Source organism: Streptosporangium pseudovulgare, from assembly GCF_014648055.1.
GTDB lineage: Bacteria > Actinomycetota > Actinomycetes > Streptosporangiales > Streptosporangiaceae > Streptosporangium > Streptosporangium pseudovulgare.
Window position 1 is genome coordinate 141,125 of the sequence record NZ_BMQJ01000015.1, and the last position, 14,531, is coordinate 155,655.

A 14,531-nucleotide genomic window follows, 5' to 3' on the forward strand; every position below is an offset into this window, starting at 1 on the left:
ACCAAGGCACCCAGGGGACGACAAGGAGTGAAAAATGATCGATCGCCTCAAGGGAGCCGCAGAGGAACTGCGGCGCGAGTGGGAGAACGACCCCCGCTGGAAGGGCACCGAGCGGGCCTACACCGCCGAGGATGTGATCCGGCTGAGGGGGTCGGTCCAGGAGGAGCACACCCTGGCCCGGCTCGGCGCCGAACGGCTGTGGAGCCTGCTCCACTCCGAGGACTACGTGCACGCCCTGGGCGCGCTCACCGGCAACCAGGCGGTGCAGCAGGTCAAGGCCGGCCTGAAGGCGATCTACCTGTCCGGCTGGCAGGTCGCCGCCGACGCCAACCTCGGCGGGCAGACCTACCCCGACCAGAGCCTCTACCCGGCGAACTCGGTCCCGGCCGTGGTGCGGCGCATCAACAACGCGCTGCTGCGCGCCGACCAGATCACCTGGTCGGAGGGCGACGGGAACGCTCCGCACTGGCTGGCCCCGATCGTGGCCGACGCCGAGGCCGGCTTCGGCGGCGTGCTCAACGCCTTCGAGCTGATGAAGGGCATGATCGCCGCCGGCGCGGCGGGCGTGCACTGGGAGGACCAGCTCGCCTCCGAGAAGAAGTGCGGCCACCTCGGCGGCAAGGTGCTCATCCCGACGAGCCAGCACATCAAGACCCTCAACGCGGCCCGTCTGGCGGCCGACGTCTGCGGGGTCCCGTCCCTGATCATCGCGCGGACCGACGCCCAGGCCGCGACGCTGCTGACCACGGACGTCGACCCCCGCGACCAGGTCTTCACCACCGGCGAGCGCACCGCCGAGGGCTTCTACCGGGTCCGCAACGGCGTGGACGCCTGCGTCGCCCGCGGCCTGGCCTACGCGCCCTACGCCGACCTGCTGTGGATGGAGACCTCCACGCCGGACCTGGACGTGGCCCGCGAGTTCGCCGAGGCGATCAAGGCGAGCTACCCGGACCAGATGCTGGCCTACAACTGCTCGCCGTCCTTCAACTGGAAGAAGCACCTGGACGACTCCACGATCGCCAAGTTCCAGCGGGAACTGGGCCACATGGGGTACAAGTTCCAGTTCATCACGCTGGCGGGTTTCCACTCGCTCAACCACTCGATGTTCGACCTGGCCCACGGCTACGCTGAGGAGGGCATGAGCGCCTACGTCCGGCTGCAGGAGGCCGAGTTCGCCTCCGAGGCGCGCGGCTACACCGCCACCCGCCACCAGCGGGAGGTCGGCACCGGATACTTCGACCTGGTCAGCACGGCCATCGCGCCGGACTCCTCCACCACGGCCCTGCGGGGCTCCACCGAGGAGGAGCAGTTCGAGGCTCACTGACCCGCGGGGACGCGCGCCGGCGGCGGTGACCGCCGGCGCGGACCGGGCCGGGAAGCGGTGGCGGAACGGCTCGGCGCCGAACAAGGCGAGAAGAAGGGGGCCCGCCGGTCAGACGACCGGCGGGCCCCCTTCTCTGACGCCGTCAGCCGGTGAGGCGCAGGTCGGCGCCTTCCGGGCCCGGCGACGTCCGACGCGCGGCCACGATCACGGAGGCTATGAGGCGGCGGTGTAGCACTCCACTTCGGCCCGCCGATAGGACAGACCGGCCTTCACCAGATTCGCTATGCACTCGCACTGTTTCCCGGTGAGCGTGAGATCGCCGCAGACGGTGACGCCGGAATAGGTACGGCAGTCGAGGTTCGGGTTCACCGCGCCGATCCGGTAGGTGCTCTTGACCCGGGCCCGGCAGTCGGCCCGGAGCGACGCGCTGCCCGCGTAGTCGCACTGGTTGAGGAGAATCCGGTACTGCGATTCGCTCACCGGCGTCCTGGGCTTCGCCTCGGCCGCGGCACCCGCGCCGGAAAGCGTCGCCGCGGTGCCCGCCAACAGCGCCGCCACTGCGATGATCCGCTTCATGATGCCCCCCTTTGGCATCCAGTATCCGATACGCGAACGCGCGATTTCCACCGTGGACGAGTAACCGTCCGGGGAACCTCCCGGCACGACCGACGTCCCCTCTTCTACTTCTTCCCCGTCTCGCTGTGTCCATGGCGACGCTGTGTTGATGGCGACGCTTCGCGTCGCGGCTCGGGGGCTCAAGCCCGGCGTCTTCCCTCGTCGTTCGCTCGCTGCGCTCGCTCCCTCCTCAGTCCAGACACCGGCGCCCCCTCACGGGCTCATGGCGACACTGCGCGTCGCGGCTCGGGGGCTCTTGCCCGGCGTCTTCCCTCGTCGTTCGCTCGCTCCCTCCTCAGTCCAGACACCGGCGCCCCCTCACGGGCTCATGGCGACGCTTCGCGTCGCGGTGAGGCCCCGCCGTACGGATGGCTGGACGTCCGTACGGCGGGGCCTCACTTTGCCGCCGCCCTCCCGCCGGGCGGCTCGCGGACCGCGCAGCCGTCCGCGCGATGTCCGGGGGTTCCCGGCGCGCCCGGGAAACCGCGGCGCGCCCGGAGGGCCGGGCGCGCCGGGGGATCGGCGCGCCCGAGGTGCTCAGCGCTCGACGGCCTGCAGCAGCTTGCGGCGCTGCTGGGCGCCGAGACCGCCGAGCCGGCGGGTCTCGTCCACGTCGGCCGTCTTCATGAGCTGGGCCGCCTTGACGTTGCCGATGCCCGGCAGCGCCCGCAGCGCCTGCGAGACCTTGATGCGCTTGGCGACCTCGTCGTCGCGGCCGAGCAGCTGCTCAAGGCTCACGGACCCGGCCTTGACGTCGGCCAGGAGCTTGGCCCGGGCCGCACGCGTCTCGGCGGCCTTGGCAAGTGCCGCTTGACGCTGTTCGGGGGTTAGCTTGGGCAAGGCCATGTTGGTTTCTCCCTGGTTGCTTGGGTTCTGCCGTCCTGTTACCCACAGCGACGCGGCTAATCATCCTGGAACCAGGGAAAAACAGGGCATCCGTCACTGACCACCACGATATGCCCGAATGGTTACCCCAGACTTACCTGACTCTTCGTAGCCTCGACCTCATGAGTATCTGGCAAGGACCGGACGGCATCGAGGTGGAGGCGGTCGTGCTCCACGACCTCCCCTGCCTGCGGGTTACCCGGCGTGTCGGTGACCGTCAGGTGCTCCTGGCGTACTGCACCGATGTGCGGGAGGTCGGCGAACACGTCGACCTGGCCGAACTGGTCGCCTCCTGAGGAGGCGGCCGGGTGTGCGGGGGACGGCGGGAGGACGGCCACGGGGAACGACGTGAGGATGACCGGCCGTTCCCCGGGCGGGACCGGTACGGCGAAGGCGGTTCCGCACCGCCGGGAGGAACCGCGGGCGGAACGACCGGCCGCCCCGGGGGTGAGGCCGGTTCGGCATCGAGGTGAACTTCCCCGATCACCGAAGCGTCCCTGTGCGCAGGGAGGCCCGTGTGACTCCTCCGCTCCCTGAAGAGAGCGGCTTCTCGCTTTCCTCGGCTGAGGTGGGCGACGGACAAGCCCTGCCCGTTCCGAACACAGGGACCATATCAATGAAGCGATTCCCCCACCGGGTGAACCCGGCAGTCCCCTCGCTAGATCTGATGGAAGTACTCGACGGCCTCGCTGACGAGAGGCTCCGCCTGGAGCTCCTCCTCATCGAAGCCCTGCACCGCGAAGCGGAACGGCTGGCCGCGCAGGCCGGCCTCACCTGACCGGCGCACCCCTGCCCGGGACGCACGGCCGGGCTCCCCGTACGGCCGTGGCGTACCGGTACGCCACGGCCGTACGGGGAGCCCGGCTCGACGCCGTGGCCGATGATGGCGTTAGCTATCCCCATGAACAAGCGCGAGCTGATCGACAAGGCCGCGGCCGAGGCGGGGCTCAGCAGGCGGCAGACCGCCGCCGCCCTGGACGCCATCCTCGGCGTCATCCAGACGACCGTGGCGGCCGAGGAGAAGGTGGCCATCCCCGGCTTCGGGTCCTTCGAGATCGTCCACAAGCCGGCACGCACCGGGCGCAACCCGCAGACCGGCGAACCCCTGGAGATCGCGGAGACCTGGACCGCCAAGTTCAAGCCCAGTCCGGGCTTCATGGGTCTCATCCGCCAGCGCAAGAAGGACTGACGCCTCGGTCAGCCCCGGACGGCACGGGCGTACCAGCGCCCGTCCAGGGCGTCGATCCGCAGCGGCCTGCCGAAGCACTCCGACAGATTCTCCCCGGTCAGCACCTCCCCCGCCGGACCGGCCGCCTGGACACGGGTGTCGCGCATCAACAGGGCATGGGTGGTGGTCGCCGGGACCTCCTCCAGGTGGTGGGTCACCGTGACCGTGGTCAGCGCGGGCCGGGACGCGGCCAGGCCCTCCACCGCGGCGATCAGGTCCTCGCGCGCGGGCAGGTCGAGCCCGGCGAACGGCTCGTCCAGCAGCAGTATCACCGGCTCGGCCATCAGCGCCCTGGCGACCCTGACCCTGGCCCGCTCCCCCTGGGAGCAGACGCCGAACGGCCGCTCGGCGAGGTCCTTGCACCCCATGTCCGCCAGCAGCCGGTGGGCCCGCTCGTGCTCGGCCGGGCCGTAGCGGTCCCACAGCGGGGCGCTGCTGCCGGTGTGACCGGTCAGGACGACGGTGTGCGCGGTCGCGCCCTCGTCCTCCAGCAGGCCCTCGTCGACGAGGCGCTGGCTCGCCGCCACCAGCCCGATCCGGCGGCGCAGCTCCCGCAGGTCGACCCGGCCCAGGCGCTGGCCGAGCACGGTGACCGAGCCGCTGCTGGGGTGCCGCACGGCGGCCGCCAGGGACAGCAGCGTGGTCTTGCCCGCCCCGTTGGGTCCCAGCACCACCCAGTGCTGGCCGTACTCCACCCGCCAGTCGACGCCGGACAGGAGGGTCCGCCCCACCACCCGCACCTCGACGCCGCTCAGCTCCACCGCCCCGGGTCCGAACCCGCTCATCGTCCTCCGTCCGGCTCCGCACGTACGACGATGATCACCCTAGCCGACCCGGCGGTCCTCGCCTCCGGCCGGGCGGCCCCGCCCGGAAGCGGGGCGTGAGGGCGGGGAACGGCGTGACGGCCCCGGGACGGAAGCCGCCGGATCACCGCCTCTCAGTCGCCGATCTGGACCGACGGGGTCGCGCCCGGCGGGGGCGAGGACGCGCTCTCCGTGGCCGACGGCGCCTGCGACGGCGCCGGGCTCTCGCCGTCGCCGGTCTGCGGGATCTGGGTGAAGGAGGGCCTGGAGCCGGGGGTGGGCGCGCCCGTCGCCTCCGGGCAGCCGCGGTTCGCACCCCGGCCCCGGCCGCCGCCCCGCCCGTTGCCGTTGCCCCGGCCGTTGCCGTTGCCCGGGAGGTCCGCGCAGGTCTGCGGCCCGTCACCGCCGCCGGGCGGGCCGGCGGTGTCGCGGGGACCGCTCGGGGACGGCTCGGCTGGGATGTCCGGAGGGGTGTGGGCGGTGGGAACCGGCACCGTGCGGGTGGTGGTGACCGTGACCGCGGTCGGCTCGACCGGGGGCGCCGACCGCGTCCCGCCCTCCGGTGGGCGGGACGGGCGGAACGCGGACGTCGCCGTCGCGCCCTCGGCCGGCACCACCGCCGGGACGCGCTCGGGGACACCGGCCCCACCGGTCCCGTCCACCCCGCCGTCGCCGGCCCGCGCCGCGGCCACCACGGTCAGCGCCGCCATGGACACCGTGGCCAGCGCGGCGAACCCGGCCTGCGAGAGGTTCCCGCCACGCCCCGGCGCCGCCCGCCTGGAACCCCGTGCCCGGGAACGTTCCCGCGAGGGGCCGGCGGGCGCGGACCGCCCCTCCTCCCCCGGCCGGTACGGCACACCCGCCGACGGATACGGCGCCGCCGCGTACGGGTACGGCACGGCGCCGGACACGCCCCCCGCCCCTGCCCCCGCCCAGGGGGACGCGGCCCGCGACGCCCCGGAGTGCCCCGGGCCCGGGACCCACGGCGCGGCAGGGGGATACGGCACCGCCGTCCAGATCTCCCCCAGCACCCCGGCGACCGCCTCACGCGGATCCGCCGGCGCGGCCACCCCGCCCGCCGCCAGCAGCGCCACGAGCAGGTCGGCGGCGCGGGGACGGTGCGCCGGGTCCTTGGCCAGGCACGCCTCGACCGCCGGGCGCAGCAGCATGGGCACCGAGGAGAGGCGCGGCGGCTCGACCATGATGCGCCGGGTCAGCACGTCGAGCTCACCCGCGCCGAAGGGGTGGTGTCCGGTGGCCGCGTAGGCGATCACGCAGCCCCAGGCGAAGACGTCGGAGGCGGGCCATGCGGGCCCCCCGGTGAGCCGCTCCGGGGCGACCCAGCCGGGGCTGCCCATGACCTGCCCGGCCTGGGTGTGCGCGCCGGGGGCGTCCACGTCCGTGGCGATACCGAAGTCGATCACCCGGGGACCGGAGGGCGACAGCAGCACGTTGCCGGGCTTGAGGTCGCGGTGCACCAGCCCCGCCTCGTGCACAGCGACCAGCGCCGCCGCCACCCCCAGGGCGACGCCGTAGGCCAGGTCGGGCGTGAGCGGACCGCCGGCGGGCACCACCTGGGACAGCGCTGGCCCGGGGATGTACTCGCAGACCAGGAAGGGCCGGTCGCGGTCGGTGCCGTCCTCGACCACGGCCGCGGTGCAGAAGGGCACCACGCGCCGGGAGAACGCCACCTCCTCGGCGAACCGGGCCCGGAGCGTGGGATCGTGCAGGTGCAGCGGATGCGGCGTCTTGAGCGCCACCACGCCGCCCTGGGGATGCTCGGCGAGATAGACGACGCCCATCCCGCCCACGCCGAGACGGCCGAGCAGCAGGTAACGGCCGATGATGACCGGGTCTCCCACGGTCAGCGGCCGCACACCGGGCGGCAGGCCGTCGATGGGTCCGGTTCCGCCACGCACCATCCTGGTCGAGCCTCCCGTGTCCGCGATACGGCAGAACACACTGTGGCCGTAACCCGCGGCGCTTCGCGCCCGACCGGGCACAAGCGATATGCCTGGTAAGGCGACTGATCCCTCAAGGTAAGTAACCCCTGGTGCGCGGGACACGGATGGTGCCCGACGTGACATCATGACCGGCCGGTACGGGCCGCTGCGGACCCCGAGCCGGGACGGCCCGCGGCGGGACCCGGTATCGGGACGGCCCGAGACCGGACGCGGCCCGGCACCGGGACGACCGGAGACCGGACGCGGCTCGACACCGGGACGACCGGAGACCGGACGCGGCTCGACACCGGGACGACCGGGTGCCGGGACACCCCGGGCCGTGGCACCCGGAGGTCAGGCGGCCGAGCCGGACGGCGCCGGCAGGTCCCGGGCCGTCACGGCGCCGGGCCGCGCGAGATCCTCGGCCGTCACGGCGCCCGGCCGCGCCAGTTCCTCCGCCGCCGCGGCGCCCGGCCGTACGGTTCCCCCGGCCGCCACCAGGCCGGAACCGCCGGAGAGGTCCGGCGCCGGAAGGCCGGGGGCCGCCGCGGGACCGGACCCGGCCGACAGGCTCCGGGCCGCCGCGAGGAACCGGTCGATGTGCCGGAAGACCTGACGCGCCTCCGGCAGGACGTCGGCCAGGATGGCGAAGACGTGCGGCATCCGCCGCCACTCCTCGTAGGTCACCGGCACTCCCCCGGCCCTCGCCCGCTCGGCCACGCGGCGCCCGTCGTCCCGGAGGACCTCGGTGGAACCGGTCACGACCATCAACGGCGGCAGCCCCCGGTAGTCGCCGAAGACCGGGGACACCAGGGGGTCGCGCACGTCCAGGCCCGCCGTCCAGCGGCGGGCCAGCCAGTCCACCCGGCCGGCCGGGATCAGCGGATCCACCAGCCGGTTGACCCGCCGCGGCACATCCGTCAGGTCCGCCCACGGCGACAGGCACACCGCCGCCGACGGCAGCGGCGCCCCCCGGTCGCGCAGCGCCAGCAGCGCGGTGAGGGTCAGGTGGCCGCCCGCCGAGTCCCCGGCGAACAGGATCCTCGCCGGATCGTAGCCGCGCTCCAGCAGGCACCCGTACGCGGTGACCGCGTCCTGGAGGGACTCGGTGGGCCGGTGGACCGGACCCTGCCGGTAGTCCACGGCCAGCACCGGACGCCGGGCGACCGCCGACAGACGCCAGGTGATCGCCCGATGGGTCGCCGGGGAGCAGGCGAAGTAGCCGCCGCCGTGGAAGTACAGCAGCACCCCGCTCTCGTCGAGGTCCTCCCCCGCGCGGACCCACTCCCCCCGGCACACCCCGGTGTCGTCCCGGGTCACCCGCACGTGGGAGGGCAGGCGCACCGGCATCCGCGCGGCGAGGGCGGCGAGCTGGGAACCGGCGATCACCCCCGTGTCGGAGCGGAGCAGCAGGCCGGCGAGCGGTTTGAAGGTCCCGCGCATCATCGCGTTGAGAGCCGCGGCCTGCCAGCTCACCGGATAGCCGGGACAGACGTCCACGTCGATCTCGTCATGCATGCGGACCTCCCGCAGGGCCACGAGCGCGGACCTGCCGAAAGGCCGTGCACGCGGACCTTCTGAGAAGAGGATTCCCCGTGGGGGATCCCTCCATTCCTTCACCGGGCCGGGTCGCCGCCCGGCCGACCCCGTGGCGTCCTGCCCTGCCGGTTCCGAGACGGCCAGGCGCATTTACAATGTAGATCAAACTGTTTTCGGCAACAGCCGGCCGGAACCCCGCCCGGAACGGGCCGGTGAACCCGCCCGACGGGTCTCCCCGCTCGCCGTCGGCGTCACCGCCACCGCGCGCCCGCCGTCGCGGAGCCGGCAGTCGCGGAGCCGGCAGTCCGGCGGCGCGGCGTCCGGCGGCGTGGCGAGGAACATGGGAGATCCCGGGGCCCTGAGCCCGGAGATCCGTGTCAGCGGTAGTAGCCGTCGTCGGCGTCGTCGTAGTCGTCGTCGCGGACCCGGGGCGCCCAGCGGGAGGGCATGAGGACGGGCAGGAAGAGGGCGACGCCCACGAGGGCGTAGACGCCGGCGGCCAGCAGCACTCCCATGCCCCGACCGGCCTGCAGGAGCGCGGCGGGCAGAGAGGGGTCGCGCGGGACCAGATCCGTGGCGCGGGCGGGGTCGAGGGCGTAGACCACGGTCCAGGCGAGCAGGACGATCGACGGGACGAACGCGGCCATCGGGGAGACCCGGCCGGAGGCCACCAGCCCGAGCAGGAGGCCGACGCCCGCAATGACGCCCAGCGCGGTCCAGGACTTCGGGCCGCCGAGCGCGGCGGCCGCCGCCGCCGACAGTCCCTCCTGCACGGCCCAACCGGCTCCGCCCAGCAGGGCGGCGGTGAGGAGCAGCCCGACCAGCAAACCGGAAAAATGTCGCATGGACCCCGCCTAGCTACGAACTGCCTGTCGTGCTCGCGGCAACCATAGCTGCAAAAGACCGGAAAAGGCAGGCGTTGACGGTACGTGAGAACATGTGGTCACCATGCGTGCCCGCCTCCCCCTGCGCCTCGCCCGCGCGGCGGCCTTCTCGGCCGTGTGCGTGGCGCTGGCCGTCGCCGGCCACCGGGTCGCGGGCGGGTCCGGGCCCGAGCCGCAGGCGGTGACCGCCGCCTGGACGGCCGTCGCGGCGGTGGCGGCGGCGCTCGCCGGACGCGAGCGCTCCGCCACGGTGATCGGCGCCGGTCTGACTGCCGCGCAGCTCGTCCTGCACGAGCTGTTCGCCTTCGACGACCCCTCGGGGATCTCCCTGGTCACGCACTCCCACGGCCGGGGCCTGGGCGAGGGCCTGGGCATGCTCCTCGCGCACCTGACCGCCACGCTGCTCACCGGCTGGTGGCTGGCCCGCGGCGAGGCCGCCCTGTGGACGCTGCTGCGCGCCGCGGGCCGGCGCCTCGGCGCGGCGCTGCGGCTGCTCCCCTCCCCCGCCACGCCGCCCGCTCCCCCGCGCGCGGCCGTCGCCTCCGCCCCGCCCCTCCCGGCGCGGGGCGTCCTGCGGCACATCGTCAGCCGGCGCGGCCCTCCACTCCCCGCCGCCTGACCCCTCTTTCCCGTGCCTTCCCGGCACCGCGGAATCCGTCCCTTCGCGCGGGAACCGTTCCGCGCCGGGCGGCGACCGCCACGCCCGCGTCCGTGCGCGGCGTGACCGCCGCCGGCCGCCGCACGCCCTGATCGGTGCGCGGCGTGGTCCCGTCGCGGGGTTCCGCGCCTTCTCCGAACGTCCCGAACCCCGAAGTGGAGAATCCCATGTCGTTCCCCGCAGCGTTCCGCCGCCTGGCCGCCGTGACCGCCGGCGCCGCCGCCCTCACCCTCGGCCTCGCCGTGCCCGCGCTCGCGCACGTGAGCATCAACCCCGGCACCGCCGAGCAGGGCGGCTTCACCAAGGTCGCCTTCCGGGTCCCCAACGAGCGTGACAAGGACTCGACGAGCAAGGTCGAGGTGTCCTTCCCCCTCGACCACCCGCTGCCGTTCGTCTCGGTCAAGCCGGTGCCCGGCTGGAAGGTCAAGGTGACCGAGGGCAAGCTGCCCAAGCCTGTCACCACCGAGTACGGCGAGGTCACCGAGGCGGTCACCAAGGTGACCTGGTCGGGCGGGAAGATCGAGCCCGGCCAGTTCCAGGAGTTCGAGGTGTCCATGGGCGCGCTGCCCGAGGACACCGACCACCTCCTCTTCCCCACGACCCAGACCTACGACGGCGGCGAGGTCGTCAAGTGGGCCGACGAGCCCAAGGCCGACGGCTCCGAGCCGGAGCACCCGGCCCCGGTGCTGCGGCTCACCCCGGCCGCCGCCGACGGCGACGGCCACGGCCACGGTGCCGGTACGGCGAGCCCCTCGGCGGCTCCGGCCGCGACGGACGCCTCGCCCGCCGCGCCGTCGGTCACCGCGGTCGCGGCCTCCGGCGCGGACTCCTCCGACGGCACCGCCCGCGCGCTGGGCGTCGCCGGTCTGGTCCTCGGGCTCGTCGGCGCCGTGACCGGCGTGCTGGGTCTGCGCCGCGGCCGTAACGCCTGAGAGAACGCCCGAGAACGCCTGAGAACGCCTGAGAACGTTTGAGGGCGTCTGAGGGACGACGGGCCGCGCACCGGAGAACCGGTGCGCGGCCCGTCGGCTCGAACCCGCCCGGACCGGGTCCGGGTCGCCGCCTGGACCTGCCGCCCGGACCAGGCCCGCGGTCCGAACCCGGCCGCGTCCCGGCGCCGGGCCGGCACCGGGACGGAAAGTCACGCCGGGGCACTGGAAAGTCAGCACGCGCCGATAAACACTCGTGGGGGCCCGGCGGAAAAATCGATCCTGCGGCCCGCGGTTCCCGCCACCGGGATGTGGAACACGGGGCGTCCGGGATCGCGGTCCGCGTGACGGCACACGGTCACGACCCCCGAAGCGAGGTTCGCGCATGGCAACCGAGACAGTCTCGGCACGTCCCTCCGGCGGATGGATCTCCGCGCTCAACACCCGGCACCACAGGACCGCACTCAACCTCTACATGCTGATCGTCCTCGGCCACTGGGCCGAGCACATCGCCCAGGCCATCCAGATCTACGTCCTCGGCTGGCCACTCTCGGAGGCGCGCGGCGTCCTGGGCCTGCCGTTCCCCTGGCTCGTCACCTCCGAATGGATGCACTACGGCTACGCGCTGCTCATGCTGATCGGCCTGGTCCTGCTGCGGCATGGCTTCACCGGCAGGTCACGCACCTGGTGGAACATCTCCCTCGGCATCCAGGTCTGGCACCACTTCGAGCACCTGCTGCTGCTCAGCCAGGCGATCAGCGGCTACCACCTGCTGGGACGACCCACCGTGACCAGCATCATCCAGCTCCTGGTGCCGCGGGTGGAACTGCACCTGTTCTACAACACCCTCGTGTTCATCCCCATGGTGGTCGCGATGGTCCTCCACCGGCGTCCCCGCGCGTCGGAGCGCTCGCTGATGCGGTGCACCTGCGCGGTCGCGCACCAGTGGTGAGGCGGCACGGCGGGCCCGCGGCGAGGAGGCGCTCCCCCTTCTTCAACACGGTCCTGACGTTCGTCGCGGTCTTCCTGCTCTACCTGGCCGTGCCGAACATCGGCCCGGTCGTCCGTGCCGCGCGGGCCGACGGGATCGGCGGCCGGTTCACCGCGCGGCAGCTCGAGTGCATCCAGCACCCCGGGCACGAGTCCTGCACCTGGATGGGCGACTTCCGCTCCGCCGACGGCACGGTCCGCAAGACCGGGGTCGCGATGTACGGGAGCTCACGCGAGTCGCTGCGGACCGGGCAGGAGACCCCTGCCGTGGACGTCGGCCGTCCCCGCCAGGTGTACGGCCCGGGCGGCTCGATGGAGTGGGTCTTCACCGGCCTGCTGCTCCTGATCGGGGTCGCCGTCCCGGTGTACCTGTACGGCGGACCGCTGCGCCGGGCGCTCACCGGCCGCGGCGCGACCGGAACGTCCGGTGACGCGAACCGCCCGGAACCGCGGGCGGCGGAACCGGTCCGCTGAGGGCCGGTACGGGGCCGGGCCGGCGGCCGGGTCCCCGTACCGGTTCGCGACGCGCCCCCGGAACGACGATGAGGCGAACCGGTCTTCCGGCGGCCCGGCCGATGTCGCCGCTCGCGCCGTACGGCAGAACCTTCGTTTCCTTGCTCCTCACACGTCGCTCAAGGAACCGGCTGTCCGTCGGGGACGTCACGACGGTGATGTCGCGTCCCTCCGCGGCGCGCCGGAAGCGCCGCTCGATGCCGGTCTGCTCGACGTAGGGTCGACGCCACCTCGATGGGATTTTATTGGACCAGGTTCATTTCTGAACCCGGTTCATGTACGCTGTCCGTCGTGATCGCAGAAGAGAAACGAGCCCAGCGCAGGGCCCACATCGCGGACGCGGCGATGCGGCTGTTCGCCGAGCGGGGGTTCGACGCGGTAACCGTCAACGAGGTCGCCGAGGCGGCGGGGGTCGTCAAGGCGACCCTGTTCAACTACTTCCCGACCAAGGAATCCCTGGTCCTGCACGTGCTCGACGACGACCTCGCGCGGGTCGTCGCCGAGCGCGCGCCGGACCGCACGCCACTGCGCGCGTTGCGCGAGCACTACCGCGGCGCCGTCGCCGAGCCCGCGGGCTCCTACGTCCCCGAGCTGCGCACCATGGTGCGGGTCATCCAGCAGAGTCCCGCACTGGTCGCCGGCGTCAGCCGCTTCCGTGGCGAGCAGGCCGCGGCCCTGGTCAAGGCCCTCGTCGAGGCGGGCGAACCGGATGGCATGCGCGTCCGGCTGATGGCCGCGCACATCGTCACCGCGGTCAGCACCGTCCAGGAGACGTTCTTCCAGCGCCTGACGGACGGCATGTCCCCGCTGGACGCGGGCAGGCTCGTCGGCGGCGACCTCGATCTCGCGTTCGACCTGCTGGAGCGGGCCTTCGGCGGAGAGGAGAAGTGATGCGCGTACGAGGAGTCACCTACGAAACCGGCTTCCTGCCCGGTAACGCCAGCCGCCCGGAGTGGCACCCGGAGGCGGTCGGGCGCGACATCCGGGTCATCGCCGACGAACTGCACTGCACCGCCGTACGCATCACCGGCGGCACGCCCGAGCGGCTCTCGCTCGCCGCCGAGCTCGCCGCCGCGGCGGGTCTCGAAGTGTGGTTCTCACCCTTCCCCGTCGACCTGGACGCTTCTGAGATGCTCGCCCTGTACGCCGACTGCGCCCGGCGAGCCGAGGCCGTGCGGCGGGCGGGCGCCGAAGTCGTCTTCGTTCCCGGCTGCGAGAGCAGCGCCTTCGGCCACGGATTCCTGCCCGGGGCCACCTACCAGGACCGGCTGACCGCCATGGCCGGTGCGGATCCGGCCTGGTGGCAGGCGCTCGGCCCGGTGATGGAGCGCTTCAACGCCTTCCTGGGCGAAGTGGCCGCGGTGTCCAGGAAGCACTTCGGCGGCCGGGTGACGTATGCCGCGGGCCCCTGGGAGTTCGTCGACTGGGCCCCGTTCGATCTGGTCGGCATCGACGCCTACCGGGCCGCGCACAACGCCGCCCACTTCTCCGACGAGCTGCGCGACCTTTTCAGCCACGGCAAGCCGGTGGCCGTGACGGAGTTCGGCACCTGTCCCTACGCGGGAGCCGGAGACCGCGGCGGCATGGCCTGGGAGGTCCCCGCGGGCGCCGTCCGCGACGAGACCGAGCAGGTCCGCTATTTCACCGAGCTGACGGACGCCTTCGAGGGGGCGGGCGTCGACGCCTCCTTCTGGTTCACCTTCGCCGCCTACAACCGCACAGGGCATGCCGGCCTGGGCTCCTACGGCGTCGTCGAAACGCTGGATCCGACCACGTGGAAGCCCAGAAAGGTCTTCCACACCATGGCCGCCCGCTACGCGAACCCCTAGCCGGGGACCCTGCACACCGCCAGAGCCCGCGCGAGGCCTGGCCGGTCACGACACGCTGGTGACCGGCACCTTGGGGATGGCCATCGACGGCCGCACGCCGCCCGCAGGGACGATCACCCACTCCGATCAGAGGGTGCGGTTCGGGTCCTGGGCCTTCACCCGGCGGGCCAAGGACTCCTGCCTGCCGCCGTCGATGGGCAGCGTCGGCGGTTGCTTCGATAACGCCATGATGGAGTCGTTCCGGTCGCGGATGCAGGTCGAACTCCTCGATCGTCGGCGCTGGAACACCCGGATCGAGCCGGCCAACGCGATCTTCGAGTACGTCGCCGCTTCGCCGGCGTCGCGCTCGGCTGTCGCCGGACCACCGGCATCCCCGGGCCGCGCCTGTTGA

16 protein-coding genes are annotated in these 14,531 nt (G+C 73.2%); 10 read left to right on the plus strand and 6 right to left on the minus strand.

Annotated features, from left to right (window positions below; genetic code table 11):
- The first annotated feature begins 34 nt into the window (after window positions 1-34).
- Entirely contained in the window at window positions 35-1,324 is a 1,290-nt protein-coding gene (gene aceA, locus IEZ10_RS27270; protein WP_189249374.1) for an isocitrate lyase, read from the plus strand.
- 213 nt (window positions 1,325-1,537) lie between these two features.
- On the opposite strand, the gene IEZ10_RS27275 is transcribed toward aceA, so the two are convergent.
- A complete protein-coding gene (locus tag IEZ10_RS27275; protein WP_229811692.1) occupies window positions 1,538-1,900 on the minus strand; it encodes a hypothetical protein in 363 nt (120 codons plus the stop codon).
- A 576-nt stretch (window positions 1,901-2,476) separates the two neighbouring features.
- A complete protein-coding gene (gene mihF / locus IEZ10_RS27280) occupies window positions 2,477-2,785 on the minus strand; it encodes an integration host factor, actinobacterial type (protein ID WP_179817933.1) in 309 nt (102 codons plus the stop codon).
- 161 nt (window positions 2,786-2,946) lie between these two features.
- Here mihF and IEZ10_RS27285 point away from each other — a divergent pair, with 161 nt between their 5' ends.
- Window positions 2,947-3,120 carry a hypothetical protein gene (locus tag IEZ10_RS27285; protein ID WP_189249375.1) on the plus strand — a complete coding sequence of 58 codons (174 nt, stop codon included), beginning with the start codon at window positions 2,947-2,949 and terminating at the stop codon, window positions 3,118-3,120.
- A gap of 605 nt (window positions 3,121-3,725) precedes the next feature.
- Window positions 3,726-4,013, plus strand: coding sequence for an HU family DNA-binding protein (locus IEZ10_RS27290; RefSeq protein ID WP_179817935.1), 288 nt, complete (start codon window positions 3,726-3,728; stop codon window positions 4,011-4,013).
- An 8-nt stretch (window positions 4,014-4,021) separates the two neighbouring features.
- On the opposite strand, the gene IEZ10_RS27295 is transcribed toward IEZ10_RS27290, so the two are convergent.
- The 4 genes from IEZ10_RS27295 to IEZ10_RS27310 all read right to left on the minus strand — a co-directional run bounded on the left by IEZ10_RS27295 (window position 4,022) and on the right by IEZ10_RS27310 (window position 9,182).
- Window positions 4,022-4,837: an ABC transporter ATP-binding protein gene (locus IEZ10_RS27295; protein ID WP_189249376.1), complete on the minus strand. Its 816-nt coding sequence runs from the start codon at window positions 4,835-4,837 to the stop codon at window positions 4,022-4,024.
- A gap of 152 nt (window positions 4,838-4,989) precedes the next feature.
- The gene (locus tag IEZ10_RS27300; RefSeq protein ID WP_189249377.1) at window positions 4,990-6,777 is read right to left on the minus strand and encodes a protein kinase domain-containing protein; all 1,788 of its coding nucleotides are present in this window, start codon (window positions 6,775-6,777) and stop codon (window positions 4,990-4,992) included.
- A gap of 375 nt (window positions 6,778-7,152) precedes the next feature.
- On the minus strand, window positions 7,153-8,316 hold the full coding sequence (locus tag IEZ10_RS27305; protein WP_229811693.1) for an alpha/beta hydrolase: 1,164 nt from the start codon (window positions 8,314-8,316) through the stop codon (window positions 7,153-7,155).
- Between the two features lie 398 nt (window positions 8,317-8,714).
- The gene (locus tag IEZ10_RS27310; protein ID WP_189249378.1) at window positions 8,715-9,182 is read right to left on the minus strand and encodes a hypothetical protein; all 468 of its coding nucleotides are present in this window, start codon (window positions 9,180-9,182) and stop codon (window positions 8,715-8,717) included.
- A gap of 103 nt (window positions 9,183-9,285) precedes the next feature.
- Between IEZ10_RS27310 and IEZ10_RS27315 the strand changes: the two genes are divergently transcribed.
- From IEZ10_RS27315 to IEZ10_RS27345, 7 genes are all read left to right on the plus strand, one after another.
- Entirely contained in the window at window positions 9,286-9,840 is a 555-nt protein-coding gene (locus tag IEZ10_RS27315; RefSeq protein ID WP_189249379.1) for an MFS transporter, read from the plus strand.
- 206 nt (window positions 9,841-10,046) lie between these two features.
- Window positions 10,047-10,811, plus strand: a complete 765-nt coding sequence (locus tag IEZ10_RS27320) for a YcnI family copper-binding membrane protein (protein ID WP_189249380.1) — start codon at window positions 10,047-10,049, stop codon at window positions 10,809-10,811.
- A gap of 382 nt (window positions 10,812-11,193) precedes the next feature.
- Window positions 11,194-11,760 carry a hypothetical protein gene (locus tag IEZ10_RS27325; protein WP_189249381.1) on the plus strand — a complete coding sequence of 189 codons (567 nt, stop codon included), beginning with the start codon at window positions 11,194-11,196 and terminating at the stop codon, window positions 11,758-11,760.
- Window positions 11,757-12,272 (plus strand): hypothetical protein, encoded by a 516-nt coding sequence (locus IEZ10_RS27330; RefSeq protein ID WP_229811694.1) that lies wholly within the window; start codon window positions 11,757-11,759, stop codon window positions 12,270-12,272. The genes IEZ10_RS27325 and IEZ10_RS27330 overlap by 4 nt, the downstream gene beginning before the upstream one ends.
- Before the next feature lie 330 nt (window positions 12,273-12,602).
- Complete coding sequence (locus tag IEZ10_RS27335) at window positions 12,603-13,202, plus strand: TetR/AcrR family transcriptional regulator (protein ID WP_229811695.1); 600 nt, start codon at window positions 12,603-12,605, stop codon at window positions 13,200-13,202.
- The gene (locus IEZ10_RS27340; RefSeq protein WP_189249384.1) at window positions 13,202-14,140 is read left to right on the plus strand and encodes a glycoside hydrolase family 113 protein; all 939 of its coding nucleotides are present in this window, start codon (window positions 13,202-13,204) and stop codon (window positions 14,138-14,140) included. The genes IEZ10_RS27335 and IEZ10_RS27340 overlap by 1 nt, the downstream gene beginning before the upstream one ends.
- A 58-nt stretch (window positions 14,141-14,198) precedes the next feature.
- Complete coding sequence (locus IEZ10_RS27345; RefSeq protein ID WP_189249385.1) at window positions 14,199-14,531, plus strand: hypothetical protein; 333 nt, start codon at window positions 14,199-14,201, stop codon at window positions 14,529-14,531.

Coding starts and splice junctions, on each gene's coding strand:
- IEZ10_RS27305 (WP_229811693.1), bottom strand. CDS start 8,316: ATGCATGACGAGATCGACGTGGACGTCTGTCCCGGCTATCCGGTGAGC.
- IEZ10_RS27320 (WP_189249380.1), top strand. CDS start 10,047: ATGTCGTTCCCCGCAGCGTTCCGCCGCCTGGCCGCCGTGACCGCCGGC.
- mihF (WP_179817933.1), bottom strand. CDS start 2,785: ATGGCCTTGCCCAAGCTAACCCCCGAACAGCGTCAAGCGGCACTTGCC.
- aceA (WP_189249374.1), top strand. CDS start 35: ATGATCGATCGCCTCAAGGGAGCCGCAGAGGAACTGCGGCGCGAGTGG.
- IEZ10_RS27290 (WP_179817935.1), top strand. CDS start 3,726: ATGAACAAGCGCGAGCTGATCGACAAGGCCGCGGCCGAGGCGGGGCTC.
- IEZ10_RS27325 (WP_189249381.1), top strand. CDS start 11,194: ATGGCAACCGAGACAGTCTCGGCACGTCCCTCCGGCGGATGGATCTCC.
- IEZ10_RS27310 (WP_189249378.1), bottom strand. CDS start 9,182: ATGCGACATTTTTCCGGTTTGCTGGTCGGGCTGCTCCTCACCGCCGCC.
- IEZ10_RS27340 (WP_189249384.1), top strand. CDS start 13,202: ATGCGCGTACGAGGAGTCACCTACGAAACCGGCTTCCTGCCCGGTAAC.
- IEZ10_RS27315 (WP_189249379.1), top strand. CDS start 9,286: ATGCGTGCCCGCCTCCCCCTGCGCCTCGCCCGCGCGGCGGCCTTCTCG.
- IEZ10_RS27295 (WP_189249376.1), bottom strand. CDS start 4,837: ATGAGCGGGTTCGGACCCGGGGCGGTGGAGCTGAGCGGCGTCGAGGTG.
- IEZ10_RS27285 (WP_189249375.1), top strand. CDS start 2,947: ATGAGTATCTGGCAAGGACCGGACGGCATCGAGGTGGAGGCGGTCGTG.
- IEZ10_RS27300 (WP_189249377.1), bottom strand. CDS start 6,777: ATGGTGCGTGGCGGAACCGGACCCATCGACGGCCTGCCGCCCGGTGTG.
- IEZ10_RS27275 (WP_229811692.1), bottom strand. CDS start 1,900: ATGAAGCGGATCATCGCAGTGGCGGCGCTGTTGGCGGGCACCGCGGCG.